Genomic DNA, 26,465 nt, shown 5'->3' with positions numbered 1-26,465 from the left:
ATGGAAATCTTTGTGCCCCTTTTGTTCTCTTCTTGATTTGGGCGGCCGTGACACGGCCGCCCAGTTCATCTATTTACTCTAGGTTTCGCGAGTGCGGAACTTTGGGTCGCCCAGCACGACACACCCGCCTAGCCTACCGGCAAACTTCCTGCGTCGGCACAAGCGGCCAACACGGCATAATCAAGAGCACCCTGTTGTGGATCCGCAGGAGGGGGCACTTGAAAACCATCTATTCCCCCACAGTGCTCATCTTTTGCCTCAGGCTACAGCACGCTACAGCCGGCTCGCGGTTCAGGAGCAGCCCGTCGTCGAACCGCAGGTGTCGCACTTCAGGCAGGTGCCGTTGCGGACCAGCGTGAAGTTCGCGCATTCCGGGCAGGCCTCGCCGACATAGCCCTTCATCTTCGCCTCGGCCCGCCGGTCGGCGACGCTGCGCTCAGGCTTGGGCTCCGGCTTGGCGAAGGGCAGCGTCTCGACGCTGCCGAGGCTCTGCGGCTCCGCCTTGAGGGCGGTCGCGCCGTGAACCGCGTGGACCGTGCCGCCGGCCGGCGCCGACTGGCCCGTGGCCGCCGCGGCGACGCCCGTCGTGGCACCCGCCGGGCCGCCCTGGATCAGGGTGAGCCGGTCGGCCGAGCCGCGCAGCAGGCCGCGGGAGACGATGGCCGAGGCGGCCGGAGCGGGCTTGGCCGACTCGCGGGTGGTGTCGCCCTCGCCGCCGCCGAGCACCGTGCCGCCGATCTCGGCCGGGTTGACGTGGGCGAGATCGGTGCGGCCGAGATACGAGACCGCCAGCTCACGGAACACGTAGTCGAGCAGCGAGGTCGCGTTCTTGATCGCGTCGTTGCCCTGCACGAAGCCCGCCGGCTCGAAGCGGGTGAAGGTGAAGGCTTCGACGTATTCCTCCAGCGGCACGCCGTATTGGAGGCCGAGCGAGATCGCGATGGCGAAGTTGTTCATCAAGCTTCGGAAGGTCGCGCCTTCCTTGTGCATGTCGATGAAGATCTCGCCCAGCCGCCCGTCGTCGTACTCGCCGGTGCGCAGGTAGACCTTGTGCCCGCCGACGACCGCCTTCTGGGTGTAGCCCTTGCGGCGGTCCGGCATCTTCTCCCGCGAGCGGATGCGCTCGACCCGCTCGATCACCCGCTCGACGATCTTCTCCGCCGCCGCCGCCGCCTTGGCTGCGGCCGGCGCCTGGATGATTGCCTCGAGCGCGTCCTCCGCCTCATCTTCGTCGTCTGAGATCAGGGCGGCGTTGAGGGGCTGCGACAGCTTGGACCCGTCGCGGTAGAGGGCGTTGGCCTTCAGCGCGAGGCGCCAGGACAGCAGGTAGGCCGCCTTGCAATCCTCCACCGTCGCATCGTTGGGCATGTTGATGGTCTTGGAGATCGCCCCCGAGATGAAGGGCTGCGCCGCGGCCATCATGCGGATGTGGCTCTCGACCGAGAGGTAGCGCTTGCCGGTGCGTCCGCAGGGATTGGCGCAGTCGAACACCGCGTAGTGCTCGCGCTTGAGGAACGGTGCGCCCTCCAGCGTCATCGCCCCGCAGACATGGGTGTTGGCGGCCTCGATGTCTTTCTTCGAGAAGCCGAGGAAGGGCAGCAGCTCGAAGGTCGGGTCGACCAGCTTCTCGGCGGGCACCTTGAGGGTGTCCTTCAAAAAGTCGTCGCCGAGCGTCCAACGGTTGAACACGAACTTGATGTCGAAGGCCGATTTCAGGCCCGCTTCCACCGCCGCGATCTTGTCGTCGGTGAACCCCTTGGCGCGGAGCGAGCCGGGGTTGATCGCGGGCGCCTGACCCATCGAGCCGTGGCCGACGGCGTAGGCTTCGATCTCGGCGATCTCGGCCTCGCGGTAGCCCAGCGCCCGCAGGGCGTCGGGCGCCGCCTGGTTGATGATCTTGAAGTAGCCGCCGCCGGCAAGCTTCTTGAACTTCACCAGGGCGAAGTCGGGCTCGATGCCGGTGGTGTCGCAATCCATCACGAGGCCGATCGTGCCGGTCGGCGCGATCACGGTGGCCTGCGCGTTGCGGTAGCCGTGCTGTTCGCCGAGCGACAGCGCGCGGTCCCAGGCCGCGATCGCGTGGGCGCCGATATCGGCCTGCGGGATATTGGCGTGGTCGAGCGGCACGGGGGCGACGTTGAGGCCCTCGTAGCCGGCGGCCTCACCGTGCGCCGCGCGCCGGTGGTTGCGGATCACCCGCAGCATGTGCTCGGCGTTGTGGGGATAGGCCTCGAAGGTGCCGAGCTCGGCCGCCATCTCGGCGGAGGTGGCGTAGGCCACGCCCGTCATGATCGCGGTGAGCGCACCGGCGAGCGCCCGGCCCTCGTCGGAGTCGTAGGGCAGGCCCATGGTCATCAGCAGGCCGCCGATATTGGCGTAGCCGAGGCCGAGGGTGCGGTACTTGTAGGAAAGCTCGGCGATCTCCTTCGACGGAAACTGCGCCATCATCACCGAGATTTCGAGCACCACCGTCCAGAGCCGGTTGAGGTGCTCGAATGCCTCCACGTCGAAGTGCTTCGACTGCCGGTCGTACATCGTCAGCAGGTTGGCGCTGGCGAGGTTACAGGCGGTGTCGTCGAGGAACATGTACTCGGAGCACGGGTTCGAGGCCCGGATCCGCCCGCCGGTCGGGCAGGTGTGCCAGTCGTTCATCGTGGTGTTGAAGTGCAGGCCCGGATCGGCCGAGGCCCAGGCGGCCTCACCGATCTTCTCCCACAGCTCGCGCGCCTTCACGGTCTTGGTGACCTTGCCGGTGGTGCGCGAGGTGAGGCTCCAGTCGTCGTCGGCCTCGACGGCGCGCAGGAACGTGTCGGTCAGCGAGACCGAGTTGTTGGAGTTCTGGCCGGCCACCGTGAGGTAGGCCTCGGAATCCCAGTCGGTGTCGTAGACGGGGAACTCGATCTTGGTGAAGCCTTGGCGGGCGAACTGCACCACGCGCTTGATGTAGGCGTCGGGCACCATCGCCTTGCGGGCGGCCTTGATCTCGCGCTTCAGGGCCGGGTTGCGCTCCGGATCAAAGCAAGCGTCCCCTTCCGCCTCGCACTGGGTGCAGGCCTTCATCACCAGGGTGAGGTGCTTCGAGACGACCTTCGAGCCCGTCACGAGGGCCGCGACCTTCTGCTCCTCCTTCACCTTCCAGTCGATGAAGGCCTCGATGTCGGGGTGATCGATATCGACGATGACCATCTTGGCGGCGCGCCGGGTCGTGCCGCCGGACTTGATCGCGCCCGCGGCCCGGTCGCCGATCTTGAGGAAGGACATCAGGCCCGACGACTTGCCGCCGCCGCCGAGCTTCTCGTTCTCCGCGCGCAGCATCGAGAAGTTCGAGCCGGTGCCGGAGCCGTACTTGAACAGGCGGGCCTCCCGCACCCACAGGTCCATGATTCCGCCCTCGTTGACGAGGTCGTCCTGGACCGACTGGATGAAGCAGGCATGCGGCTGCGGATGCTCGTAAGCCGTGGCCGACTTCGTCAGCTCACCGGTCTTCGGGTCGCAGTAGAAATGGCCCTGGCTCGGTCCGTCGATGCCGTAGGCCCAGTGCAGGCCGGTGTTGAACCATTGCGGCGAGTTCGGCGCCACCATCTGGCGGGCGAGCATGAAGCGCAGCTCGTCCATGAAGGCCGAGGCGTCTTCTTCCGACGAGAAGTAGCCGCCTTTCCAGCCCCAGTAGGTCCAACAGCCGGCGAGCCGGTCGAACACCTGGGTCGAGGAGATCTCGGAGACGAAGCGCTCCTCCTCGGGCAGCGCGGCGAGCGCGGCCTCGTCCGGCACCGAGCGCCACAGGAAGGAGGGAACGCTGTTCTCCTCGACCTTCTTCAGGCGGGCGGGGACGCCGGCCTTGCGGAAATACTTCTGGGCTAGAACGTCGGCGGCGACCTGGCTCCAGCTCTCCGGCACGGAGATGCCGTCGAGCCGGAAGACGATCGAGCCGTCCGGGTTGCGGATTTCACTCACCGCCTTGCGGAAGGCGATGGACGCGTAGGGAGACTGGCCTGCCGTGGTGTAGCGCCGCTCGAACCGCATGAATCCCTCTCCCTCGGAGTCAAGCGACCCCGTGCCGCGGCGCGGGCCGCGGTTCATGGATGAAAAGCCGGAGTGGCTTCGGCCGGTTCGTCGACCCGCGTCAGATGAGGTGCGGGCCTGTCCGTCATGCGGAAACGGGGTTTTGGAGAAACCCCGCCGAGCCGTTCGAAGCGATGCCTGGACATTACGTCCGGGTGGCCATCTGCGTCAATAACTAGTGCCGGCTACCCGTGTTCCGCGCTAGATGTTGTGTTCTGCGCCATAAATCTGTGGATATCCGGCGTCTGGCGCTAAGTGGCCTTTCGGCCTGAATGAATCACGCGGGAAATTTTTTCGATTCACAGGCATCGCCGTAAGCCGCGCCGCAACCAGCCGATTTGATAAGGTTAACGACCACACGAGGCGGGGTGGGCGTGCCGAAAATGCGACAGCGCCGCGGGGTGCTGGACTCGCGCGCGCGTGACGACCATAACGGCGCGGCGACGGCGCCCGCCGACCCGTTGCCTGCCGGAGGAACCATGGCCCTCAAGGACACGCTGCTGCGCATCTTCACGTGGTGGAACGGGCAGACCATGTCGCTCGCGCTCTACACCGCGCGCAGCGGCACGTTCGTCGGTTCGGACGAACTCGGCAATAAGTACTACAAGGCGCAAGGCCCGCTGATCGACCGTTCGGTCGGCTCGGAGCGGCGCTGGGTGGTTTATAACGGCTACGCCGACGCCTCCCGCGTGCCGCCGGGCTGGCGCGCGTGGCTGTGCCACAACGGCGACACGGCTCCGAGCGAGGAAGACTACCGCCCGCGCGAGTGGCAGAAGCCCCACGAGGAGAACCTCACCGGCACGGCGGCCGCCTACCGGCCGAAGGGCTCGCAGCTCTCCTGGGGCCAGCGCCCCGCTGCCACCGGCGACTACGTGCCGTGGACGCCGGGCGAATAGCCGGTTTTTTTCTCGCTCGTTGATTGCTTCGCCGGCTTGCCGGTGAACGGATCGGCGCGTCGGGCCTTGTCCCTCCATCGGAAGATGGAGCGGGACGATCGATGCGAGCGACGACTTTGGCCCTGTTGCTGTGCCTCGGCGCGAGCGCGGTGCAGGCGCAGGAGGCCGATGCCGGGGCCCAGGCCGAGCTGACGCCGGTCCTGAAATCGGAAAACCTCGTCTTCAACGGCATCACCCGCTCGAAGGACGGGCGGCTGTTCTCGCCGTTCCAGCGCCAGCAGAAGGACAAAGGCCTCCAGCTCGGCGAGTGGATCGACGGCAAGCCCGTGCCCTATCCGGACGCCGCCTGGAACGGCTGGAAGACCGGCGAGGATGCCTCAAAAGCCTTCGTCGGCGCCAACGCGATCCGCATCGGCCCGAACGGTGACCTGTGGGTGGTCGACAAGGGCGCGGCCGAACTCGGCGGAGCGCCGCTGCCCGGCGGGCCGAAGCTCGTGCAGATCGACCTCGCGACGAACACGGTCCGCAAGGTCTTCCCCCTGGAGAAGGGCACCACGGACAAGAGCTTCATCGACGATTTCCGCTTCCATGGCCGCAAGGTCTACCTGACCGATGCCGGCCAGCCGGGCATCATCGTCCTCGACCTCGACGACGGCGCGCTGCGGCGCGTGCTCGACGGGCATCCCTCGACCGTGGCGCAGCGTCCGCTCACCGGCGAGAACAAGGTGCTGCTCGACGCCAAGGACAAGCCGATCGCGATCCACGCCGACCAGCTCGAAGTCTCGCCGGACGGCAAGTGGTTCTACTTCCAGGCCTGCACCGGCCCGCTCTACCGGATCGAGACCCGATGGCTCGACGATGCAGGGCTCAGCGATGCGGAGCGGGCCAAGCATGTGGAGCTGTTCGCCGCCACCGTCTCGACCGGCGGCACGGCCATCGATGCGGACGGCAACATCTACGCCTCCGACACCGACAATCTGCGTATCCTCAAGTTCGCGCCCGACGGCAGCCAGAGCACGCTGGTGCAGGACCCGCGGCTGGTCTGGGGCGATGCGATGTGGATCGACGAGGAGGGCGGCCTGTGGATTCCGGCCGCGCAGATGAACCGCAGCAGGGGCATGAACGGCGGCACATCGAAGATCGTCTTCCCGACCACGATCTTCCGCATGTCGATCGGCGCCAAGCCGGTGCGGAACTAGGGAACACGGTCCGGCCGCCCTTTTTCGCCCACTCGCCCTTTTTCGACCACCCTTGCGGTGTTGGAACGGCCGGATCGTTTGCCGGCCGTAGCGGCCGGAGCCAGACTCAAGAGGGCGCCTTGAGCCGCATCCCCGCAACTGTTCTGCGCCGGTCCGCGCTCGGCACGCTGGCGCTGATCCTGTCCGCGCTGCCGGCCTCCGCCGACAAGATCAAGAACCCGACCGCGGTGTTCTCCGGCCTCGACAAGATCACCGGCCGGATCGTGACCTTCGAGGTCGCCATCGACGAGACGGTGCAGTTCGGCGCGCTGCAGATGACGCCGCGGGTCTGCTACTCGCGCCCGCCCACCGAGACGCCGAAGACGACAGCCTTCCTCGAAGTCGACGAGGTGACGCTCGACAGCAAGTACCGGCGCATCTTCACGGGCTGGATGTTCGCGTCGAGCCCAGGGCTCCACGCCATCGAGCACCCGATCTACGACGTGTGGCTGACCGATTGTAAGGGCGGCACCGACGTGATTGCCGAGGCGAAGGAGCAGGAGGACGTGCCCGCGCTCGCCTCCCGCCAGGAGAAGCCGAAGAAGAAGGGCGCGGACCCGACCAAGACGGCTCAACAGGTCAACCAGAACGGTCAGGTCGATGTCGAGGGCCCGCGCGGCGTGCCGGTGCAGCCCAAGCAGAAGCCGTCACGAAAGTTCTTCCCGAACAACGAGGGCCCGGCCCCGGCCCCGCCGCCCCCGCGCGAGCCGCAATCGCTCTTCGACGCGCTGTTCCGGTAGAGCGTCGTCCCTACGAAGCCAGCCGCTGCCGCGAGGTCATGAACGGACCCTGCGGCTGGCGGGTGGCGGCGAAGGTGCCGAGCCCGACCGGGTGGGGCATGCCGACATAGTTCGCCTCCATCCCGCCGGAGAGGCGATAGGCCTCGTGCCAGAAGCCGTTGCCGGACGCATCGCGACTGAAATCCCGCCACCACGTCTTGTGCGGGTCCGAGCGGGTGAAGGCCTCCAGGCTCTCCAGATCGCGCCAATATTGCCGCATGCCGATATGGTTGAGGCCGTAGACGAGGTTCTCGTGCGCGAGCAGCCCGTCCGGCATCCTCCGCTGCACCTGCGCGAGGCCGCGTCCGATGCCGAGCAGCGCCTTCAGGCCCCGCAACCGGCCGACCCGAAATCCGAGATAGACCACGACGAGGCCGGGATAGGCCGAGAGATCGACCGAGTCTCGCCGGGGCCGACCGCTCGCACCCGCTTGCTCGTCCGCCGCCTGCATGGCATCCCTCGATGTTTACGGTGTCATCATAGGTCTATCGCTTACAGTGTCAACATCGAAGGGAGAATCGGGTTCGGGCAGGGGCGGCTACCATCACGGCGAATTGCGCGAGGCCCTGATCGTGGCTGGCCTGTCGATCCTGGAGGAGGGGGGTGATCCATCCGATCTCGGGTTGCGCGAGGCGGCGCGGAGGGCTGGAGTCTCGGCCATGGCGCCCTATCGGCATTTCCCCGACAAGGAGGCTCTGCTCGCGGCGGTGGCGACGGTCGGGTTCGAGCGGCTGCGTGGGGCGCTGGAACGGGCCGACAGGGGAGGGGAGGGTAAGGAGGCGAGGGAGGCGCTTTACGCTCAAGGAGAGGCCTATGTCGCCTTCGCCTGCGCCCAGCCCGGCCTGTTCCGCCTGATGTTTGCGGCCCGATCCGGGGGCGCGCGCCCTCAAGCGCTGTGCGAGGCCTCGGCCGCCGCCTATGCGGTGTTGTCCGACCGCGTCGCCGCCTTGGTGCCGCCCACGGTCGCGGCCGAGGAAGCCCTGCGATCCTGGGCCCTGGTCCACGGGATCGCGTCGCTCATCATCGACGGCATGGTCGGGGACGTCGTGCGCATCGACTCGAAGGCGGCAACAGCCCTGGCCGGCCGGCTCCTGCGGCTCGAACCCATCCTCGGATAGGAAAATGCCCGGGTTCCCAAAGGGATCATCCCTTTGGCTGGGCGCCGGGGTGGAACCCCGGCTTCCCTTCAACCAGGGCTCTGCCCTGGACCCTATGACAAGGACTCGTCCTTTCGAAACCCCGACTATGCGGGGGCGCTGCCGATTCCGAGGGCGGCCAGGGCCTCGCTTCCGCAGAAATTCCGGTCGGGCGGTCCCCACTCGGCGCGCTCGGTGATCGCGGCGGCGAGTTGGCGCTTGTAGATGTGGCGCGGCACCTCCTCGACGCCGAACTGGCTCAGGTGCTCGGTGAGGAACTGCGTATCGGCGAGCCGGTAGCCGCCCGCCCGTAGCCGGGCGACGAGGTGGACCAAGGCGACCTTCGAAGCGTCGCGCACCTCGTGGAACATGCTCTCGCCGAAGAAGGCGGCGCCGAGCGAGACGCCGTAGAGGCCGCCTGCAAGGCGCCCCTCGTGGTAGACCTCGATCGTGTGGCAATGGCCGAGATCGAACAGGGCACCGTAGAGATCGCGGATGCGGGCGTTGATCCAGGTCCGGGCCGTGTCCCGCCGCGGGGCGGCGCAGCCATCGATCACCGCGTCGAAGTCCCGGTCGCTGACGACCTCGAACAGGTCGGACCGCACGGTGCGAGCGAGCCGCTTCGGCACGTGGAAGCGGTCGAGGGGCAGCACGCCGCGGGCCCGGGGCTCGACCCAGTAGATCGTCGGATCGTCGGCATCCTCGGCCATCGGGAAGATCCCGGCGGCATAGGCCTTGAGCAGGATGTCAGGCGTGATGTCCACGGGATGCCTGTCGTGCATCGGAGCGTTGTCGCGCGCTCCCGGCCCGAGCGCCAGCCGGCACGGGGGCGCAGGCGTGACGAGGAAGCGAAGGTGACAGGGCGCGAAGCCCTGCCCGCTTAGAGCATCGTCCTGGATCTCGGATCCAGGACGATGCTCGATCCTCTTGTTTCCGCATCGTCCTTTCCCGAAAGCCGGCGGCCACCTTTCGGGACGATGCCCTAGCGTCGCAGCTCGACGCCGGCGGCGGCCTCGCGGGCGAGGAAGCTCTCGAGCCAGTGGATGTCGTACTGGCCGTTCTGGACGTCGGCGTTGCGCACCAGCGTCCGGAACAGGGGCAGCGTTGTATCGATGCCGTCGACCACGAACTCGTCCAGCGCCCGGCGCAGACGCATCAGGCACTCGTTGCGGGTGCGCCCGTGAACGATCAGCTTGCCGATCAGCGAGTCGTAGTGCGGTGGGATGCGGTAGCCCTGGAAGGCGGCCGAATCGACCCTTACGCCGAGGCCGCCCGGCGGGTGGAAGTAGGTGATCAGCCCCGGCGAGGGGCGGAAGGTCGCCGGATGCTCGGCGTTGATTCGGCACTCGATGGCGTGGCCCTCGACCTTGATGTCTTCCTGGGCCACCGACAGGCCGCCGCCGGCCGCGACCCGGATCTGCTCGTTCACGAGGTCGATCCCGGTGATCATCTCCGTGACGGGGTGCTCCACCTGAATCCGGGTGTTCATCTCGATGAAGTAGAACCGCCCGTCCTCGTAGAGGAACTCGATGGTGCCGGCACCGATATAGCCGAGCTCGCGCATGGCGTTGGCGCAGATGCCGCCGATCTCGGCGCGCATCTCGGCATTGAGGGCCGGCGAGCCGCCTTCCTCCCAGACCTTCTGGTGGCGGCGCTGGAGCGAGCAATCGCGCTCGGCCAGATGCACGGCCCCGCCGCGCCCGTCGCCGAGGATCTGCACTTCGATGTGGCGCGGCTTGGTCAGGTACTTTTCGAGGTAGACCGCGTCATCGCCGAAGGCGGCCTTGGCCTCGGTGCGGGCCATGTCGAGAGCCTGCTCCAACTCGCCCTCGGAGCGGGCGACCTTCATGCCACGTCCGCCGCCGCCGGAGGCCGCCTTGACCAGCACGGGATAGCCAATCTCGGCGGCGACCCGCTTGGCCTCGTCCGGGTCGGTGACGCCGCCCTCGGAACCCGGCACGCAGGGGATGCCGAGGCGCTTGGCGGTGCGCTTGGCCTCGATTTTGTCGCCCATCACCCGGATATGCTCGGCCTTGGGGCCGATGAAACCGATATTGTGGTGGGCCAGAACCTCGGCGAACCTGGCGTTCTCCGAGAGGAAGCCATAGCCGGGATGCACGGCATCCGCCCCGGTGATCTCGCAGGCGGCGATGATCGAGGGGATGTTGAGGTAGCTGTCGCGGGCGGCGGGCGGGCCGATGCAGACGCTCTCGTCGGCCAGCCGCACATGCATGGCGTCGGCATCCGCCGTCGAGTGGACCGCCACGGTGGCGATACCGAGCTCCTTCGCCGCCCGCAGGATGCGGAGCGCGATCTCGCCGCGGTTGGCGATCAGGATCTTATCGAACATCGCGGGGAGGCTACTCGAGAACGAGGAGGGCTTCGCCGTACTCGACCGGCATCCCGTCCTCGACGAAGATCGCGGTCACCGTACCGGCGCGGGGCGCGACGATTTCGTTGAAGGTCTTCATCGCCTCGACCAGCAGGAGCTTGTCGCCGGCCTGGACCTTCGTGCCGATCTCGATGAACGGCTTGGCGTCCGGCGAGGGGCGCAGATAGGCGGTGCCGACCATCGGCGAGGGCACGGCGCCGGGATGACCCGCGCCAGATTTGGCGGGCGCTGGCGCCAGGGCGGCGGGAGGCGCCGCAGCCGGGGCCGCCGCGACCAGGGCCGGGGCGGGGGGCGCGACCTGAACCGAGACCGCCTCGATCTTGCGGGCGACGCGGATGCGCAAGTCACCCTTCTCGACCTCGATCTCGCTCAGGTCGGTCTCGGCGACCATCCGGGCGAGCTCGCGCACCAGTTCGGGATCGAAGGGTTCGTTCTTGGCCATCGGCTCTTGGTTCACGTCAGGAGGCGGACAGGAGCTGTCCGCGCAGGAGATGGGCGAGGGCATCGAGCCCGACAACGTAACTGTGGGGACCGAAGCCCGAAATCACGCCGGCACAGACCGGGGCGATCCGCGACACGTGCCGGAATTCCTCGCGGGCATGGACGTTCGAGAGGTGGACCTCCACCGCCGTCACTCCCGCGCCCTTGATCGCGTCGCGCAGGGCGATCGATGTGTGCGTGTAGGCGGCGGCGTTGATGAGAACGCCGGCCCCGGCGGCGCCGGCCTCCTGCACGAACGTCACGAGTTCGCCCTCGTGATTCGTCTGACGGAAGGTCAGGGCGATATCGAGGCGAACCGCGTGATCCCGCAGGCTCCGCTCGATATCGGCAAGCGTGGCGCCGCCGTAGATGCCCGGCTCGCGCTGGCCCAGCAGGTTGAGGTTCGGCCCGTTGAGGCAGTGAATCGCGATCATGCCGTCCGGCTAGCGTCGGCCGGCGGCTTCGCGAACCGCCCGGCAGGAAGGGCGGTCTTAGACGAGTGCGTCGGTGCGCGACAAGGGTGCGCGGGCATGATTAGGTTGCCCTTTCCTTAAGGCTCCCAGGGCTCCGCGCGGGCGGACGGGGGCATGGGAGACGCGCTGCGGACGAGGGGCCTTGGGATGATCGGAGACCGGAAGCCGAGTCTGGAGCATCCGCTCCTGGGCAGGATCACTTATGTCAGCCGCTACTGGGAGGGGCATGTCCGCCTGGACGGTTTCGAGACGCCGTTCCAGCTCATCGTCCGCGCCGGCCCGGACGGCCCGTCGGAAAAGCAGGTCGCGGCCATGGCGCGGCTGGCTTCGGACAGCGCCCGGATCCGGCGCGAGGCGAGCGCACCGATGATCGAGGTCCACCGCGAATCCGGTCTCGTGCCGGGCGGTCTCGGTGCCGATCTGGAACGGATCTGGGATACTCTCGAGCCCGAACAGGTCGAGCTGTCGAATGAAGACTACTACCGGGACGGCCGCATCGCGGTCCTGCTCATCTTCGGGTCGCTTCAGGAGCCGGATTTTGCCCCCGCGATCGAGACGGCGGACGGGCGGTTCGTTCAAGTGCTGGGCGGAACCTGAGACCGTCCGAGGGAGGGGTCAGTAGGTCCAGCGCTGCGCCTTGTTGACGAGGAAATCGCGAAAAGCCTGGACGCGGGCCACCGAGCGCATCTCCTCGGCGTAGACGAGGTAGCTCTCCATCGTCGGCATCTCGCTCTCGCGCAGCACCTGGACGAGGCTCTCGTTCCCGTCGACGGCGTAGTCCGGCAGGATGCCGACACCGACGCCGGCCTCCATCGCCTTGTGGAGGGCGGTGATGTTGTTGACCGTGAAATGGACCGGACGGCGCTCGTCCCCCTCGCGGCCGATGCTGGCGAGGTAGTGGGTCGCGAGCAGGTAGGACGGCTCGTTGCCGCCGAAGGAGACGAGGCGGTGCTCGTCGAGATCGGCGATGGTTTTGGGTTCGCCGAAGCGCTTGACGTAATCGGGGCTCGCGAAGGCGTGGTAGTGCACCGTGAACAGCCGCCTCTGGATCAGGTCGGGCTGGGCCGGACGTCGCATGCGGATGGCGATGTCGGCCTCGCGCATGGCGAGGTCGAGTTCCTCGTTGGTGAGCACCAACTCGATCCGCACGTCCGGATAGAGATCGAGGAATTCGGAGACGCGCTGCGACAGCCAGGAGGTGCCTAAGCCCACCGTCGTCGTCACCCGCAAGTCGCCGGAGGGGCGCTCACTGGTCTCGACGAGGCGGGCGCGGGTGTTCTCCAGCCGGAGCTTCATGTCGCGGGCGGCACGGAACAGCAGGTCGCCCTGCTCGGTCAGGATCAGGCCGCGGGCGTGCCGGTGGAACAGGGGGGCCTTCAACTCGCGCTCGAGCGCGCTGATCTGCCGGCTCACCGCCGACTGGCTCAGGCCGATGTCGTCGCCCGCGCGCGTGAAGCTCCCGGCCTCCGCGACGTTGAGGAAAATCCGGATCTTGTCCCAATCCAAGGCCGTCACTCCCGCCCGTCGAGGTCGGCCCGTCGCGGTCAGCCCGTCACGGGGACCACGACCTTCGGGCGTTGCACGACGCCAGTCTGCTACCCCGCCGTGCCCGGCGGAAGGCTCCTTTGCGAAACCTGCCGGCTCCCGCAGCCTTCAGGTTAGGGCGGCAAGCTTGCGATTTCGTTGCGTCTTTTTCGCCATCAACAGGGAAATGCGGATCGAACAACGTCTTGAATGCTTCGACAGCCTCGCTTCCCGCTCGGTCTGCGCGTCCGACACGACGGTGAGGCGGGCAGTCTTTTGAGCAGTACTTGAAACGCCCACAAAAGACCCGACGCGCGCGGGCCGCCGGCCCGGCGGTTCAGTGTCCTCGCAAAACGCCCGCCCGGCCGTCGCCGCCGGAGCGACGACGGCCGGTGATCGGGCGTCTCGTGAGGCCTCCTTACTCGGCCGCGGCCTTAGCCGGACTCTCCCCGACCTCGAGATTGGCGAGAAACTTCTCCGCCTCCAGTGCCGCCATGCAGCCCATGCCGGCCGCGGTGATCGCCTGGCGGTAGACGTCGTCGGTCACGTCGCCCGCGGCGAACACGCCCGGAATCTCCGTCTCGGTGGTGCCCGGCGTCACGTTGATGTAGCCGCCGTGCCGCATCGGCAACTGGCCCTCGAAGATCGCGGTGGCCGGCTGGTGGCCGATGGCGACGAACAGGCCGTCGGTGGGCTGCTCGACGATCTCTCCGGACCGCAGGTCCTTGAGGCGCAGATGCGTGACGGAGGGCGGCGCGTCGGAGCCGCAGATCTCCTCCACCGCGTGGTGCCATTTCACCGTGACGTTGGCGTGCTTGAACAGGCGCTCCTGCAGGATGCGCTCGGCCCGGAACTCGCCGCGGCGGTGGATCACGGTGACCGACTTGGCAAGGTTGGCCAGATAGAGCGCTTCCTCGACCGCGGTGTTGCCGCCGCCGACCACGGTGACGTCCTTGCCGCGGAAGAAGAAGCCGTCGCAGGTGGCGCAGGCCGAGACGCCGAAGCCCTGGAACTTCGCCTCCGAGGGGAGGCCGAGCCACTTCGCCTGGGCGCCGGTGGCGATGATCAGCGCGTCGCAGGTGTAGGTCTCGCCGGAATCAGCCTCAAGCCGGAACGGGCGGACGTTGAGATCGACGCTCGTGATGTATTCCGAGACGATCTTGGTGCCGACATGCTCGGCCTGGAGGCGCATCTGCTCCATCAGCCAGGGGCCCTGGATCGCCTCGGCGAAGCCCGGATAGTTCTCCACATCGGTGGTGATCATCAACTGCCCGCCGGGCTGGAAACCCGAGATCAGCAGGGGCTCGACCATGGCGCGGGCGGCGTAGATCGCGGCGGTGTAACCGGCCGGCCCCGAGCCGATGATCACGAGCCTCGCATGGGTGTGCGCCATCTGTGCCGTCTCCTGTCAGGGGCGGGCACGGTCTTCTGAAAGGCCGGCCGTCCACTCGTCCTGTGTTGCGTCCCGCCCGATCCTGCACGGCACGCGCAAACATTTCCTTCCGAAGATCGGGACGCGTGGAAACGTCCCGTCTTGTCCGGCCACGACCTCAGAGCGATCCGCGCGCAGACGAAGCGAGTGGGGTACGATCGTCCCCCGGTCGCTCCGGCGCGAAGCGCCGCCGATGCTGCCCATACGCCGCGGCCAGGGCCGCGGCGATCTCCGGCGTCGCGTCGATCGGGGCGTAGCGCAGGGCCTCCAGGCGGCCGATGAAGGGTTTCAGCGCGCCGGCCATGGCAAGGCCCGCGAACATCCGCCTGTGCCGGATATAGGTGCGCGGCAGGTCGAACAGCAGGAGCGGCACGCCGGTGCTCGCGGCCTCGCCGACCATGTTGGCGGAATCGGAGGTGACGACGATGTGGTCGGCGATCGCCAGCATGCCGACGTAAGGGTTCTCGCCGCTGCCGTCCCAGAAAAAGCCGCCCTTGTCCCTCACCAGGTTTTCGAGCGCGGTGCGCAACTCCGGCGGCGTGCGCCGCGAGACCGTCAGCATCAGCGAGCAGCCGCCCTCGGCGAGCTTTGTGAGATCGCGCACGAGCCGCTGCATGTCGGCCTTGCGGTAGCGCAGGTGCCGGCTGTCGCCGCCGATCAGCACGGCGATCCGCGGCCAAGGCAGGCGCGCGAGCCGCGGGTCGGGCGTCGTGCGGGCGGCGTCGAGCCGGGCGCGGGAGACGGGGTGCGGCGCGGTGAGCGTGGTGAAGACGTTGGGCCCGCGCAGGTCGTCGTAGTCGGGAACCCAGATGAAGTCCGCCGTATCATGGCCGGTGCGCGGATCCTTGAGGAAGGCCGTGAAGGTCTTGCCGCCGGAGGCCCGGCGCAGGGCGCGCAGATAGGGCACGGCGCGCCGCCCCGAGGCGATCAGCACGTCGGGAAGCGGGCCTTGCAGCAGGCCCCCGGCCCGACCCGGCGCGTCCCGCGGATCGATCGGCCCCCAGGGGGCCATCCAGGTCAGGGGGCGTCCGTCCGGAATCCGCCGCGTCTCGTAAGTGAGGCCGAGCGCCTCGGCGATGCCGAGGCACTGGTTCTCGTCGCCGGCCTTACCGTCGGTGAGAATCCAGGTGCGGGCCCGCGCGAGTTCCGGCGGTCCGTTGCCGTCGGCCTTTGCCGGCCCTTGTTCGTTCACGCGACGCAAACCCCTGGTCCCACAAAACCCAGCCTACTGCGCCGGGAGTCTCCGCCGCAGCCATTGCGCGTAGTGCTCGGCGAGCGCTGCGACCCGCCGCCGTTCGGAGGCCGGATCATACCAAGCGCCGCCGGAACTCGCGGGCAGAGCCGAGAGCTGCGGGTGGCGCGCGAGGATCTCGCCCCCGCGCCCGACCAACAGAGCCTCGCCGTCGAGGTAGTCGGTCGCGCCGCCGCCGCCGAGGCTGCCGCCGCGACCGAAGCCTTCTCCGCCGGCATAGGGAGTGAGCGAGAGGCCGCTCACGCGCACCACCAGTGTCGGGCCGCCGCGCACGATGCGGTCACTGAAGCTGCGCCGCAGGGCCTCCGTCAGGTCCGCCCGCAGCGCTTCGGTCTGCGGACCCCTGGCATAGGCCTGCAACGGCCGCGCATCGACGGCGACGCCGCCGATGCGGCCGAAATTCTGCGCCGCGGCCGGTACGGTAAGCACGGCCCCGGCCAAAAGGCCGAACGCGGCCGCGAGACCGGGGACGCGCACGGGGCTCAGGCTCCCCACTCGACGGCGACGACCTCGTAGGACTTGCCCCCGCCCGGCGTCGTGACCTCCACCGTGTCGCCGACCGTCTTGCCGATCAGGGCGCGGGCGATGGGCGAGGAGATCGAGACGCGACCCTCGCGTACATCCGCCTCCGGCTCGCCGACGAGCTGGTAGGTCTTCTCCTCCTCGGTGTCCTCGTCCACGAGCTTCACGCGGGCGCCGAACTTGATCTTCGAACCCGAGAGCTTCGACGTGTCGATGATCTCGGCACGCGCGATCATGCTCTCAAGTTCGAGCACCCGGCCCTCGTTGTGCGACTGGGCCTCCTTGGCGGCGTGGTACTCGGCGTTCTCGGAAAGGTCGCCGAGCGCGCGGGCCTCGGAGATCGCCTGGATGATCCGGGGACGTTCCACCTGCTGGCGCTGCTTCAGCTCTTCCTCGAGGGCTGCGTAGCCGCGTGCCGTGATGGGAAGCTTGTCGATGCTCATGGTCTCGCGCCACAATGAAGAGGCCCGGCCGGAGTGTGACACTCCTTCCGGGCCGGGATAACGGCTCTCGATGTATGGTCCCGGGTCGCCCGCCTCCGCGCGGCGGGCCACCCGGCACACGAACGTCTATTTAGGCCGCGAAGTATTCCTGCAAGGCACGCACCTGGAGATCGCCTTCAAGATAGGCCTTGATCCCCTCGGCCGCCGCCATCGCGCCGGCGAGAGTGGTGTAGTACGGCACTTTATGCAAGAGGGCCGCCCGGCGGAGCGAGCGCGAGTCGGAGAGCGCACCGGCCCCCTCCGTCGTGTTGATCACGAGCGCGATGTCGCCGTTCTTGATCGAATCGACGATGTGGGGGCGGCCCTCCAGCACCTTGTTGATGCGCTGGGTCGGGATGCCCTCGTCCGCCAGGTAGCGCTGGGTGCCGCCGGTGGCGAGGATGGTGAAGCCGAGATCCGACAACAACCGGATCGTCGGCAGCACGCGGGGCTTGTCGTCGTCGCGCACGGAGACGAACACCGTGCCGGTGCGCGGCACCGCCGTGCCGGAGCCGAGCTGGCTCTTGGCGAACGCCACGCCGAAGCCGGCGTCGAGCCCGATTACCTCGCCGGTGGAGCGCATCTCCGGCCCGAGCAGCACGTCGACGCCGGGGAAGCGGGCGAAGGGGAACACCGCCTCCTTCACCGCGATGTGGTCGAGCTGCTTGGGCTTGAGGCCGAAGCTGTCGAGGCGCTCGCCGGCCATGATCCGCGCGGCGATCTTGGCGATCGGCTCGCCGATCACCTTGGCGACGAAGGGGACCGTGCGCGAGGCGCGCGGGTTGACCTCCAGCACGTAGATCGCGCCGTCCTTGATCGCGTACTGCACATTCATCAGGCCGCCGACCTTGAGGGCCAGCGCCATTGCCTTCGTCTGGCGCTCCAGTTCCGCGATGATCTCGGGCGACAGGGTACGCGGCGGCAGCGAGCAGGCGGAATCGCCCGAATGGATGCCCGCCTCCTCGATGTGCTCCATGATACCGGCGATGAACACGCTCTCGCCGTCGCAGACCGCATCGACATCGACCTCGGTCGCGTCCGAGAGGTAGCGGTCGAACAGGAGCGGGTTCTTGCCCAGCACCGTGTTGATCTGCCCCGTCTTGTCGTTGGGGTAGCGCGCCTTGATGTCGGACGGGATCAGGCTCGGGAGCGTCCCGAGCAGGTACTCGGCGAACTGCGTCTCGTCGCGGATGATCGCCATGGCGCGCCCGCCGAGCACGTAGCTCGGGCGCACGACGAAGGGCAGGCCGAGTTCGGCCGCCACCAGCCGGCTCTGCTCCACCGAGTAGGCGATGCCGTTCTTGGGCTGCTTGAGACCGAGCTTGTCCAGCAGGCGCTTGAACTGGTCGCGGTCCTCGGCGAGGTCGATCGCGTCGGGCGAAGTGCCGAGGATCGGCACGCCGGCGCCTTCCAGGGCGCGGGCGAGCTTGAGCGGGGTCTGCCCGCCGAACTGCACGATCACGCCGTGGAGCTGGCCCGCCTGCCGCTCGGTCTCGATGATCTCGAGCACGTCCTCCGCCGTCAGCGGCTCGAAGTAGAGCCGGTCGGAGGTGTCGTAGTCGGTCGAGACCGTCTCCGGGTTGCAGTTGACCATGATGGTCTCGTAGCCGGCCTCCGTCAGCGCGAAGCAGGCGTGGCAGCAGCAATAATCGAACTCGATGCCCTGGCCGATCCGGTTCGGGCCGCCGCCGAGGATGATGACCTTCTTCTTGTCGGACGGGTACGCCTCGTCGGCGGTCTGGCCGGCGAAGGGGGCGACGTAGGTCGAGTACATGTAGGCGGTCGGCGCCTTGAACTCGGCGGCGCAGGTGTCGATCCGCTTGAAGACCGGGCGCACGCCGAGCGCCCGGCGGGCGGCGCGCACCGCATCCTCGTCGGTGTCGGTCAGCACGGCGAGCCGCGCGTCGGAGAAGCCGGCGGCCTTGAGCTGGCGGAAGGCGCCCGGAGTCCCCGGCAGGCCGTGCGCCTTCACCCGGTTCTCCAGATCGACGATGGCCTGAAGCTGTTCGAGGAACCACGGATCGATCGCGCAGGAGGCGTAGATCTCCTCGTGGCTGATCCCGAGGCGCATCGCCTGGGCGACCTTGAGCAGGCGGTCCGGCGTCGGCGTGCCCAGCGCCGCCTTGATCGCGTTGTGGTCGTCGCCCTTGCCCAGCCCTTCGATCTCGATCTCGTCGAGGCCGGTCAGCCCCGTCTCCAGCGAGCGCAGGGCCTTCTGCAGCGATTCCGCGAAGCAGCGGCCGATCGCCATCGCCTCACCCACCGACTTCATCGCGGTGGTCAGGGTCGGCTCGGCGCCGGGGAATTTCTCGAAGGCGAAGCGCGGGATCTTGGTGACGACGTAGTCGATCGTCGGCTCGAACGAGGCCGGGGTCGCGCCGCCGGTGATGTCGTTGGCGATCTCGTCGAGCGTGTAGCCGACCGCGAGCTTGGCCGCGACCTTGGCGATCGGAAAGCCGGTGGCCTTCGAGGCGAGCGCAGAGGAGCGCGAGACGCGCGGGTTCATCTCGATCACGATCATCCGGCCCGTCTTCGGGTCGATCGCGAACTGCACGTTCGAGCCGCCGGTCTCGACGCCGATCTCGCGCAGCACGGCGAGCGAGGCGTCGCGCATCACCTGATATTCTTTGTCGGTGAGCGTGAGCGCCGGGGCCACGGTGATGGAGTCGCCGGTGTGGACGCCCATCGGATCGACGTTCTCGATCGAGCAGACGATGATGCAGTTGTCCGCCTTGTCGCGGACGACCTCCATCTCGTACTCCTTCCAGCCGAGCACGCTCTCCTCGATCAGCACCTCGTTGGTCGGCGAGGCGTCGATGCCGCGCTCGACGATTTCGAGGAATTCCTCGCGATTGTAGGCGATGCCGCCGCCGGTGCCGCCCATGGTGAAGGACGGGCGGATGATCGCCGGCAGGCCGACCTCGGCGAGCGCGATCAGCGCCTGACCGAGCGCGTGCTCGATGTAGCGCCGCCGCCGATCGCCCTCGCCGCCGCTCCACTGCCGCTCGAACTCGGCGAGCGCCGCCTCGCGGGCCGCCGGATCCGACTGCGCCGCCTCGATGCGCGCCTTCTCGGCGAGGTAGCGGTCGCGGTCGGCCTTCTTGGCGGCGGAGGCGTTGGCGAGCGCCGATTTCGGCGTCTCCAGGCCGATCTTGGTCATCGCGTCGCGGAAGAGGTTGCGGTCCTCCGCCTTGTCGATGGCCTCGGCCGTGGCGCCGATCATCTGCACGCCGAATTTTTCCAGCACGCCCATGCGCTTCAAGGACAGCGCGCAATTGAGCGCGGTCTGGCCGCCCATGGTCGGCAGCAGCGCGTCGGGCCGCTCCTTCTCGATGATCTTGGCGACGATCTCCGGCGTGATCGGCTCGACATAGGTGGCGTCGGCCATGTCCGGATCGGTCATGATCGTCGCCGGATTCGAATTGACCAGGACGATCCGGTAGCCCTCTTCCCGCAGCGCCTTGCAGGCCTGGGTGCCGGAATAATCGAATTCGCAGGCCTGCCCGATGATGATGGGGCCCGCACCGATGATGAGAATGGAGGAGATGTCGGTGCGTTTCGGCATTGAGCGCCTTGAATCGAGTTCGCGCGCGCTCGCCCTCGCGCACCGCCGTTTCGAAGGCGGCGCCAAGGGGGCGCAGGCGCTGGGATGATCGTCAAGCCCCGCGTTTACACGCAGCCGCGCGGGTTTGAAAGGGCCGCCCGGCCTATGCCGCGCAGGGCCGCCGCAGCGGCGTATATCGAAGTATAATTATTCAATTTCGCAATAAAATATCGATTTGATGGATCAATATGGATTCTATATTTCGTGTATATCGGCGAATTTGTCGATGATAGTAAGAATTATTATGAGGAAACAGACAATGATCTTCAGGGCTTTGGTGGCCGCCGCCGCTCTCGCCGTGACCTTGCCGGCGATGGCCGACGAGGTTTCGGTCAAGATGCTGAACAGTGGGCCGGGCGGAATGATGGTGTTCGATCCCGCCTTCGTCCGGTTGAAGCCCGGCGACAGCATCAAGTTCGTGCCCACCGACAAGGGGCACAACGTCGAGACCATCAAGGGCATGGCGCCGGAGGGCGCGGAGTACGTGAAGTCGGCCGTGGGGCAGGAGGCCGTGGTCAAGTTCGACAAGGAAGGCGTCTACGGCTTCAAATGCTCGCCGCATTACATGATGGGCATGGTCGCCTTGGTCGTGGTCGGCGACAAGCGCGACAACCTCGAAGCGGCCAAGAGCGTGCAGCACAACAAGCTGACGCAGAAGCGCATGGAGCCGCTGCTCGCCCAGGTTCAGTGATGTCGGCGGCCCGGTCCCTTCGGGCTCGGGCCGTTCGCCTCACTCGCCCGCCATCACGAGCGCCCAGAACCGCTTATAGCGCGTCGCCGGAGCATCGACCCGGGCGATGCCGACTCGACGCAACTGCGGCATCAGCATGTTGCGGTTGTGCTCGGGCGAGGCCTTCCAGCGGGCGAGCACCTGGTCGAAGGTCTCCGAGCCCGCGCTCAGGTTCTCCGAGGCGTAGCGTTTGCCGAACCCGGCGCTCGCCATGCGGCTGTCGAAGCTGCCGGCGATCTCGTGGCTGAGCCGCCCGGCGCTCGCGTTGGCTCTCGCCTGGAACGAGGCTGCGGTGATCAGGCTGCGGTCGAGGGTGACCGGACCGAGACCGTGCTGCGCCCGGTAGCGGGAAATCGCGGCGGCGGCCGCCTGCTCGTCGAGGATCACCGGCAATGTCGGCATCCCGGCATCGAGCACAGGAGAGCCGCCGCAGCCGGCGAGCGTGAGGGTGATCAGCGTCGCGACGACGGAAAGGCGCAGGTTCGGCATCGAGGTGAATGGAATTGCCACGGGGAGCGCCCGCTTCCGCGGACGGTGCGGCGAAACCGCGGCGGCCTGCTGCCGGTGTCTGACGAGGCGGGTCTCTGTGACATCGCGGACACGCTCGAACGAGGAGTGACGGCGCCTACCAACAAGCGTTGGTGCAAGGCGATCATCGGGCGATGTTCTGGGAGGAGATGTTCCGGCTCGAAGCTGGGAACATGGCGCGGGCGACGGGGCTCGAACCCGCGACCTCCGGCGTGACAGGCCGGCACTCTAACCGACTGAGCTACGCCCGCGTTCTGCGTCGCCGGCCGGCTGGGCTCGTGTCGGCGACGAGGCGGGGTTTAGGTGGGGCGCCCTGGGCTGTCAAGCCGCAGAATCGCGGAATGCGACGGTTCGGCGACGGATGGTGGATGAGCCAGTTCGGAACGCCGCGTAAGAACCTGCGCGTCGTTGAAGCGAAGGCAGCGGGCAGATCGTGAGGATGCTGAGTCGCGCCGGGCGCTCTTGTGGCGACCCCGCCTGGTATGCCAAATGCCAAGCTCAATACGAGGAATGAAAGCCGACGGAGCGGCAGGGATGAAACGGCAAGGCTCAAGCGTGGCAGGGCATGCGCCGATCGGTCCCGTCGTCCGATGCACGGATACCCCCATCTGTCAGCCAAAGAGGTGATTGTGCGACGCGCAATGCCCTTGTTTCGCCGGGGGGGGTCGTCTAAGCCTCGCCCGCGCTCAGTCTGGCATTGGAGGAATTCCATCCGAGGGATTCCGCAGGCCGGAAACCGTCGCGAGGGCCGTCGCTCATGATCCTCACGCGCAACCATATGAGAGGTGCGGCATGACCGGCCTGCTGGCAGACTACCTGCCGCTCATCATCTTCCTCGGCGTGTCGCTGTTCATCGCGGTGGCGCTGCTGATCGCGCCGTTTGTCGTGGCCTATTCAAGCCCCGATCCCGAGAAGCTCTCCGCCTACGAGTGTGGTTTCAACGCGTTCGATGACGCGCGCATGAAGTTCGACGTGCGCTTCTACCTCGTGGCGATCCTGTTCATCATCTTCGACCTTGAGGTCGCCTTCCTGTTTCCCTGGGCGATCACCTTCGGGGAACTCGGCTGGTTCGGCTTCTGGTCGATGATGGTCTTCCTCGGTGTCCTCACCGTCGGCTTCGTCTACGAGTGGCGCAAGGGCGCCCTCGAATGGGACTAGCGGCGCGGCTCGCCCTGCGTCGTTTCCCTTCCGCTCTCGCTCAGAGGCAGAGATGGCCCTGACTCCGACCTTCTCCCGCGCGCCCGACATCGCGCCGGCACCCAAAGGGATCCTCGATCCCGCGACCGGCCGCCCGATCGGCGCGAACGATCCGACCTTCCTGTCGATCAACAACGAGTTGGCCGACCGCGGCTTCCTCGTGACCTCCGCCGACGAGCTCATCAACTGGGCCCGCACCGGCTCGCTAATGTGGATGACGTTCGGTCTCGCCTGCTGCGCGGTCGAGATGATGCAGATGTCGATGCCGCGCTACGATTGCGAGCGCTTCGGCTTCGCGCCCCGCGGCTCGCCGCGTCAGTCCGACGTGATGATCGTCGCCGGCACGCTGACCAACAAGATGGCTCCGGCTTTGCGCAAGGTCTACGACCAGATGCCGGAGCCGCGCTACGTCATCTCCATGGGCTCCTGCGCCAATGGCGGCGGCTACTATCACTATTCCTACTCGGTGGTGCGTGGGTGCGACCGTGTGGTGCCGGTGGACATCTACGTGCCGGGCTGCCCGCCGAGCGCCGAGGCGCTGCTCTACGGCGTGCTGCTGCTGCAGCGGAAGATCCGCCGCACCGGCACGATCGAGCGGTGAGGGAGGGCACGATGGAGGCCATCACCACCAACGGCATCACGCTCCGCCGCACCGTCGCGGCGGCTCAGGGCGAGGATGCGCTCCGCGCCATGGGCGAGCGCATCGCCGGGGCGCTCGGCCCTGCGGTCACGGACTGGAGTATCGCCTTCGGCGAGCTGACGCTGATCGTCCAGGGCAGCGACATCGTCTACGCGCTGACCTACCTGCGCGACGATCCGAATTGCGCCTTCCGCTGCTTCATCGACATCTGCGGCGCCGATTACCCGCAGCGGGCGCGCCGCTTCGACGTCGTCTATCACCTGCTGTCCCTGCGCCATAACATGCGGGTGCGTGTGAAGGTGCAGACCGACGCCGCGACGCCGGTACCCTCGGCCATTCCGGTCTTCCCGGCGGCGAACTGGTTCGAGCGCGAAACCTACGATCTCTACGGCATCCTGTTCTCGGGCCATCCCGATCTGCGCCGGCTGCTGACCGATTACGGCTTCGAGGGCCACCCGCTGCGCAAGGACTTCCCGCTCACCGGGTTCGTCGAGGTCCGCTACGACCAGGATGAGGCGCGGGTCGTCTACGAGCCGGTCAAGCTCACCCAGGAATTCCGCAACTTCGACTTCCTGTCGCCGTGGGAGGGCACGGACTACGTGCTGCCGGGCGACGAGAAGAAGTCGAGCTGAGGGCTGCGGTCATGTCTGAGCACAACATCCGCAACTTCTCGATCAATTTCGGGCCGCAGCACCCGGCGGCGCACGGCGTGCTGCGCCTCGTGCTGGAGCTCGACGGCGAAGTGGTCGAGCGGGTCGATCCGCATATCGGCCTGCTTCATCGCGGCACCGAGAAGCTGATCGAGCACAAGACCTATCTCCAGGCGACACCCTATTTCGACCGGCTCGACTACGTGTCGCCGATGAATCAGGAGCACGCCTTCTGCCTCGCGATCGAGAAGCTCGCCGGCATCGAGGTCCCGCGCCGAGCGCAGCTCATCCGCACCCTGTTCTGCGAGATCGGGCGGCTGCTCTCCCACCTCCTCAACGTCACCACGCAGGCGATGGACGTCGGCGCGCTGACGCCGCCCCTGTGGGGCTTCGAGGAGCGTGAGAAGCTGATGATCTTCTACGAGCGCGCCTCCGGCGCTCGTCTTCACGCCAACTACTTCCGCCCTGGCGGCGTGCATCAGGACCTGCCGCCCGCGCTGATCGACGACATCGAGGCGTTCTGCGATCCGTTCCTGCAGGTGGTCGACGACCTCGACAACCTCGTCATGGCCAACCGCATCTTCAAGCAGCGCAACGTCGACATCGGCATCGTCTCGGTGGACGAGGCGATGGCCTGGGGCTTCTCCGGCGTGATGGTGCGCGGCTCCGGCATCCCGTGGGACCTGCGCAAGTCGCAGCCCTACGAACTCTACGAGGAGATGGAGTTCGACATCCCCGTGGGGAAGAACGGCGACACCTACGATCGCCAGGTGATCCGCATGGAAGAGATGCGGGAATCCGTGAAGATCATGAAGCAGTGCTGCGCCAAGCTGCGCGAGCCCGCCGGGCAGGGACCGATCGCCTCCCTCGACGGCAAGTTCGCGCCGCCACCGCGCCGGGAGATGAAGCGCTCGATGGAAGCGCTCATCCACCACTTCAAGCTCTATACCGAGGGTTTCCACGTGCCCGAGGGCGAGGTGTATGCGGCTGTCGAAGCGCCCAAGGGCGAGTTCGGCGTCTACCTCGTCTCCGACGGCACCAACAAACCCTACCGCTGCAAGATCCGCGCTCCGGGCTTCGCCCATCTTCAGGCGATGGATTGGATGTGCCGCGGCCACCTGCTCGCCGACGTGTCCTGCGTGCTCGGCACGCTCGACATCGTGTTCGGCGAAGTGGACCGCTGAGGAGACGGGTCGAAACGCCATGGCGAACCGCAGGCTAGCCCCCGCCGCCGAGCAGCCCCAAGACTTCGCGTTCACTCCGGAGAACGCCGACTGGGCCCGCGGCCAAATCGAAAAGTATCCGGAAGGCCGGCAGGCTTCGGCCGTGATTCCGCTCCTGTGGAAGGCGCAGGAGCAGAATGGCGGCTGGCTGCCGCAAAAGGCGATCGAGGCGGTCGCCGACCAGCTCGGCATGCCGCATATCCGCGTGCTGGAGGTGGCGACCTTCTACACGATGTTTGCCCTGGAGCCGGTCGGCCGATTCTGGATTCAGGTTTGCGGCACCGTGCCCTGCGATTGCTGCGGGGCGAAGGAGCTGAAGGCTGCGCTCCACGACCGCCTCGGCCCCTCCGGTCACGTCTCGGCGGACGGCAATTTCTCCTGGCTCGAAGTTGAGTGCCTCGGTGCCTGCTGCAACGCGCCGATGGTGCAGATCAATCAGGACTATTACGAGGATCTCACCCCTGAGAGCCTGAACAAGCTCATGGACGATCTCGCCGCCGGCCGTCCCGTGAAGGTCGGTTCGCAGATCGGCCGGATCTCCTCCGAGCCCAAGGACGCGGTCAACACCCTGACCGACGAGAGCCTGTTCGACGGTTCCCGTGTCGGCGCGTGGCGCAAGCGCTTCGAGCAGACCGACGGTGCCAGTGGGTGCGAGGAGGACGTCAAGAAGGACGAAGCCGCATCGACCGAGGCCCGCGTCAAGGACGAGACCAAGCCGGCTCGTCCGCAGGCCGGGCGCGCCAACGAGTCGAACGCCGTCGATGCCCCCGCCGAGCGGGCGAGTGCCGGGGAGGCGCCGGTGAAGCCGGAGGATCGGGCGCAGGCGCGTGACGCCGCGGCGCCGTCCGCCCAGAACCCGGCCGTCGAGGAAGACAAGGTGCTGCGCACCGAGCCTCCGCATCATCCGGCGACGGTCGGCGCCGGGGACGACGTGCCCGAGGGCGAAAGCCCGGAGGCCCGCGCCGACGCGGCCGGAACCCGTCCGAAGGGACTCGACGCGCCCCGCGACGACCGCCCCGACGACCTGACCAAGATCAAGGGCATCGGCCCGATCAACCAGCGCCGCCTCAACGACCTCGGCGTCTGGCACTACGATCAAGTCGCGGCATGGTCCCCGCAGGAAGTCGCCTGGGTTGGCGCCTACCTCGCCTTCCCCGGCCGGATCGACCGGGAGAACTGGGTCGGACAGGCGTCCGACCTTAGCGGCAGCAAGGGTTGAGGAGCG

At 67.5% G+C, this 26,465-nt stretch carries 24 protein-coding genes and 1 tRNA gene; 11 read left to right on the top strand and 14 right to left on the bottom strand.

From position 1 onward, the window contains the following. Positions 1 to 291 precede the first annotated feature (291 nt). Positions 292 to 4,023, bottom strand: a complete 3,732-nt coding sequence (locus MFF24_RS19925) for a vitamin B12-dependent ribonucleotide reductase (protein ID WP_238226681.1) — start codon at positions 4,021 to 4,023, stop codon at positions 292 to 294. Positions 4,024 to 4,541: 518 nt separating this feature from the next. On the opposite strand from MFF24_RS19925, the gene MFF24_RS19920 reads away from it, so the two are divergent. The 3 genes from MFF24_RS19920 to MFF24_RS19910 all read left to right on the top strand — a co-directional run bounded on the left by MFF24_RS19920 (position 4,542) and on the right by MFF24_RS19910 (position 6,936). After that, a complete protein-coding gene (locus MFF24_RS19920; protein ID WP_133091271.1) occupies positions 4,542 to 4,958 on the top strand; it encodes an NADH:ubiquinone oxidoreductase subunit NDUFA12 in 417 nt (138 codons plus the stop codon). A gap of 101 nt (positions 4,959 to 5,059) precedes the next feature. Then, the gene (locus MFF24_RS19915; RefSeq protein ID WP_238226679.1) at positions 5,060 to 6,157 is read left to right on the top strand and encodes an SMP-30/gluconolactonase/LRE family protein; all 1,098 of its coding nucleotides are present in this window, start codon (positions 5,060 to 5,062) and stop codon (positions 6,155 to 6,157) included. A 119-nt stretch (positions 6,158 to 6,276) separates the two neighbouring features. Further along, on the top strand, positions 6,277 to 6,936 hold the full coding sequence (locus MFF24_RS19910; RefSeq protein ID WP_108939020.1) for a DUF2155 domain-containing protein: 660 nt from the start codon (positions 6,277 to 6,279) through the stop codon (positions 6,934 to 6,936). A gap of 10 nt (positions 6,937 to 6,946) precedes the next feature. Here MFF24_RS19910 and MFF24_RS19905 read toward each other — a convergent pair whose 3' ends face one another. After that, positions 6,947 to 7,426: a phenylacetaldoxime dehydratase family protein gene (locus MFF24_RS19905; RefSeq protein WP_238226677.1), complete on the bottom strand. Its 480-nt coding sequence runs from the start codon at positions 7,424 to 7,426 to the stop codon at positions 6,947 to 6,949. A gap of 46 nt (positions 7,427 to 7,472) precedes the next feature. Between MFF24_RS19905 and MFF24_RS19900 the strand changes: the two genes are divergently transcribed. Beyond that, positions 7,473 to 8,093, top strand: a complete 621-nt coding sequence (locus MFF24_RS19900) for a TetR/AcrR family transcriptional regulator (protein WP_373322723.1) — start codon at positions 7,473 to 7,475, stop codon at positions 8,091 to 8,093. Between the two features lie 125 nt (positions 8,094 to 8,218). Here MFF24_RS19900 and aat read toward each other — a convergent pair whose 3' ends face one another. The 4 genes from aat to aroQ form a co-directional block, all read right to left on the bottom strand. Next, a complete protein-coding gene (aat, locus tag MFF24_RS19895; RefSeq protein WP_108939018.1) occupies positions 8,219 to 8,893 on the bottom strand; it encodes a leucyl/phenylalanyl-tRNA--protein transferase in 675 nt (224 codons plus the stop codon). A 200-nt stretch (positions 8,894 to 9,093) separates the two neighbouring features. Beyond that, positions 9,094 to 10,461, bottom strand: a complete 1,368-nt coding sequence (gene accC / locus MFF24_RS19890) for an acetyl-CoA carboxylase biotin carboxylase subunit (RefSeq protein WP_238226673.1) — start codon at positions 10,459 to 10,461, stop codon at positions 9,094 to 9,096. A 10-nt stretch (positions 10,462 to 10,471) separates the two neighbouring features. Beyond that, the gene (accB, locus tag MFF24_RS19885) at positions 10,472 to 10,945 is read right to left on the bottom strand and encodes an acetyl-CoA carboxylase biotin carboxyl carrier protein (protein ID WP_108939016.1); all 474 of its coding nucleotides are present in this window, start codon (positions 10,943 to 10,945) and stop codon (positions 10,472 to 10,474) included. Between the two features lie 16 nt (positions 10,946 to 10,961). Beyond that, complete coding sequence (aroQ, locus tag MFF24_RS19880; RefSeq protein WP_238226670.1) at positions 10,962 to 11,417, bottom strand: type II 3-dehydroquinate dehydratase; 456 nt, start codon at positions 11,415 to 11,417, stop codon at positions 10,962 to 10,964. 186 nt (positions 11,418 to 11,603) lie between these two features. Here aroQ and MFF24_RS19875 point away from each other — a divergent pair, with 186 nt between their 5' ends. Further along, a complete protein-coding gene (locus MFF24_RS19875) occupies positions 11,604 to 12,053 on the top strand; it encodes a hypothetical protein (RefSeq protein WP_238226668.1) in 450 nt (149 codons plus the stop codon). Between the two features lie 18 nt (positions 12,054 to 12,071). Here MFF24_RS19875 and MFF24_RS19870 read toward each other — a convergent pair whose 3' ends face one another. The 6 genes from MFF24_RS19870 to carB all read right to left on the bottom strand — a co-directional run bounded on the left by MFF24_RS19870 (position 12,072) and on the right by carB (position 20,233). Further along, the gene (locus MFF24_RS19870; RefSeq protein ID WP_060772152.1) at positions 12,072 to 12,962 is read right to left on the bottom strand and encodes a LysR family transcriptional regulator; all 891 of its coding nucleotides are present in this window, start codon (positions 12,960 to 12,962) and stop codon (positions 12,072 to 12,074) included. 436 nt (positions 12,963 to 13,398) lie between these two features. Then, entirely contained in the window at positions 13,399 to 14,373 is a 975-nt protein-coding gene (gene trxB, locus MFF24_RS19865; RefSeq protein WP_238226667.1) for a thioredoxin-disulfide reductase, read from the bottom strand. Between the two features lie 157 nt (positions 14,374 to 14,530). Beyond that, the gene (locus MFF24_RS19860) at positions 14,531 to 15,604 is read right to left on the bottom strand and encodes a mitochondrial fission ELM1 family protein (protein WP_238226664.1); all 1,074 of its coding nucleotides are present in this window, start codon (positions 15,602 to 15,604) and stop codon (positions 14,531 to 14,533) included. 33 nt (positions 15,605 to 15,637) lie between these two features. Continuing rightward, complete coding sequence (locus MFF24_RS19855; protein WP_238226663.1) at positions 15,638 to 16,141, bottom strand: hypothetical protein; 504 nt, start codon at positions 16,139 to 16,141, stop codon at positions 15,638 to 15,640. Positions 16,142 to 16,146: 5 nt separating this feature from the next. Continuing rightward, positions 16,147 to 16,623, bottom strand: a complete 477-nt coding sequence (gene greA / locus MFF24_RS19850; RefSeq protein WP_197711636.1) for a transcription elongation factor GreA — start codon at positions 16,621 to 16,623, stop codon at positions 16,147 to 16,149. 136 nt (positions 16,624 to 16,759) lie between these two features. Continuing rightward, the gene (gene carB, locus MFF24_RS19845; protein ID WP_238226661.1) at positions 16,760 to 20,233 is read right to left on the bottom strand and encodes a carbamoyl-phosphate synthase large subunit; all 3,474 of its coding nucleotides are present in this window, start codon (positions 20,231 to 20,233) and stop codon (positions 16,760 to 16,762) included. A gap of 298 nt (positions 20,234 to 20,531) precedes the next feature. Between carB and MFF24_RS19840 the strand changes: the two genes are divergently transcribed. After that, complete coding sequence (locus MFF24_RS19840) at positions 20,532 to 20,963, top strand: pseudoazurin (RefSeq protein ID WP_231345766.1); 432 nt, start codon at positions 20,532 to 20,534, stop codon at positions 20,961 to 20,963. Positions 20,964 to 21,002: 39 nt separating this feature from the next. Here the strand turns inward: MFF24_RS19840 and MFF24_RS19835 are convergent, their stop codons facing one another. Together MFF24_RS19835 and MFF24_RS19830 are read right to left on the bottom strand one after the other, a co-directional pair. Then, positions 21,003 to 21,491, bottom strand: a complete 489-nt coding sequence (locus MFF24_RS19835; protein WP_133091322.1) for a CAP domain-containing protein — start codon at positions 21,489 to 21,491, stop codon at positions 21,003 to 21,005. A 213-nt stretch (positions 21,492 to 21,704) separates the two neighbouring features. Beyond that, a tRNA-Asp gene (locus MFF24_RS19830) sits at positions 21,705 to 21,781 on the bottom strand. Between the two features lie 541 nt (positions 21,782 to 22,322). On the opposite strand from MFF24_RS19830, the gene MFF24_RS19825 reads away from it, so the two are divergent. From MFF24_RS19825 to nuoE, 5 genes are read left to right on the top strand one after another with little or no spacing between them, the layout of a single operon-like run. Next, positions 22,323 to 22,688 (top strand): NADH-quinone oxidoreductase subunit A, encoded by a 366-nt coding sequence (locus tag MFF24_RS19825; protein ID WP_108939010.1) that lies wholly within the window; start codon positions 22,323 to 22,325, stop codon positions 22,686 to 22,688. A gap of 52 nt (positions 22,689 to 22,740) precedes the next feature. Continuing rightward, a complete protein-coding gene (locus MFF24_RS19820) occupies positions 22,741 to 23,328 on the top strand; it encodes a NuoB/complex I 20 kDa subunit family protein (protein ID WP_108939009.1) in 588 nt (195 codons plus the stop codon). A gap of 11 nt (positions 23,329 to 23,339) precedes the next feature. Further along, complete coding sequence (locus MFF24_RS19815; RefSeq protein WP_133091323.1) at positions 23,340 to 23,999, top strand: NADH-quinone oxidoreductase subunit C; 660 nt, start codon at positions 23,340 to 23,342, stop codon at positions 23,997 to 23,999. 11 nt (positions 24,000 to 24,010) lie between these two features. Beyond that, the gene (locus MFF24_RS19810; RefSeq protein WP_108939007.1) at positions 24,011 to 25,201 is read left to right on the top strand and encodes an NADH-quinone oxidoreductase subunit D; all 1,191 of its coding nucleotides are present in this window, start codon (positions 24,011 to 24,013) and stop codon (positions 25,199 to 25,201) included. 19 nt (positions 25,202 to 25,220) lie between these two features. After that, entirely contained in the window at positions 25,221 to 26,459 is a 1,239-nt protein-coding gene (gene nuoE, locus MFF24_RS19805; RefSeq protein WP_238226658.1) for an NADH-quinone oxidoreductase subunit NuoE, read from the top strand. The last annotated feature ends 6 nt before the right edge of the window (positions 26,460 to 26,465 follow it).

This window comes from Methylorubrum aminovorans, assembly GCF_022179725.1.
Taxonomy (GTDB): domain Bacteria; phylum Pseudomonadota; class Alphaproteobacteria; order Rhizobiales; family Beijerinckiaceae; genus Methylobacterium; species Methylobacterium aminovorans.
This window is presented reverse-complemented; position numbering and strand designations above follow the sequence as displayed.

Bases quoted from the DNA above. Each gene is read 5' to 3' on its own strand.
- MFF24_RS19925 (WP_238226681.1), bottom strand. From the start codon at position 4,023: ATGCGGTTCGAGCGGCGCTACACCACGGCAGGCCAGTCTCCCTACGCG.
- MFF24_RS19920 (WP_133091271.1), top strand. From the start codon at position 4,542: ATGGCCCTCAAGGACACGCTGCTGCGCATCTTCACGTGGTGGAACGGG.
- MFF24_RS19915 (WP_238226679.1), top strand. From the start codon at position 5,060: ATGCGAGCGACGACTTTGGCCCTGTTGCTGTGCCTCGGCGCGAGCGCG.
- MFF24_RS19905 (WP_238226677.1), bottom strand. From the start codon at position 7,426: ATGCAGGCGGCGGACGAGCAAGCGGGTGCGAGCGGTCGGCCCCGGCGA.
- aat (WP_108939018.1), bottom strand. From the start codon at position 8,893: ATGCACGACAGGCATCCCGTGGACATCACGCCTGACATCCTGCTCAAG.
- accC (WP_238226673.1), bottom strand. From the start codon at position 10,461: ATGTTCGATAAGATCCTGATCGCCAACCGCGGCGAGATCGCGCTCCGC.
- accB (WP_108939016.1), bottom strand. From the start codon at position 10,945: ATGGCCAAGAACGAACCCTTCGATCCCGAACTGGTGCGCGAGCTCGCC.
- aroQ (WP_238226670.1), bottom strand. From the start codon at position 11,417: ATGATCGCGATTCACTGCCTCAACGGGCCGAACCTCAACCTGCTGGGC.
- MFF24_RS19875 (WP_238226668.1), top strand. From the start codon at position 11,604: ATGATCGGAGACCGGAAGCCGAGTCTGGAGCATCCGCTCCTGGGCAGG.
- trxB (WP_238226667.1), bottom strand. From the start codon at position 14,373: ATGGCGCACACCCATGCGAGGCTCGTGATCATCGGCTCGGGGCCGGCC.
- carB (WP_238226661.1), bottom strand. From the start codon at position 20,233: ATGCCGAAACGCACCGACATCTCCTCCATTCTCATCATCGGTGCGGGC.
- MFF24_RS19840 (WP_231345766.1), top strand. From the start codon at position 20,532: ATGATCTTCAGGGCTTTGGTGGCCGCCGCCGCTCTCGCCGTGACCTTG.
- MFF24_RS19835 (WP_133091322.1), bottom strand. From the start codon at position 21,491: ATGCCGAACCTGCGCCTTTCCGTCGTCGCGACGCTGATCACCCTCACG.
- MFF24_RS19825 (WP_108939010.1), top strand. From the start codon at position 22,323: ATGACCGGCCTGCTGGCAGACTACCTGCCGCTCATCATCTTCCTCGGC.
- MFF24_RS19820 (WP_108939009.1), top strand. From the start codon at position 22,741: ATGGCCCTGACTCCGACCTTCTCCCGCGCGCCCGACATCGCGCCGGCA.
- MFF24_RS19815 (WP_133091323.1), top strand. From the start codon at position 23,340: ATGGAGGCCATCACCACCAACGGCATCACGCTCCGCCGCACCGTCGCG.
- MFF24_RS19810 (WP_108939007.1), top strand. From the start codon at position 24,011: ATGTCTGAGCACAACATCCGCAACTTCTCGATCAATTTCGGGCCGCAG.
- nuoE (WP_238226658.1), top strand. From the start codon at position 25,221: ATGGCGAACCGCAGGCTAGCCCCCGCCGCCGAGCAGCCCCAAGACTTC.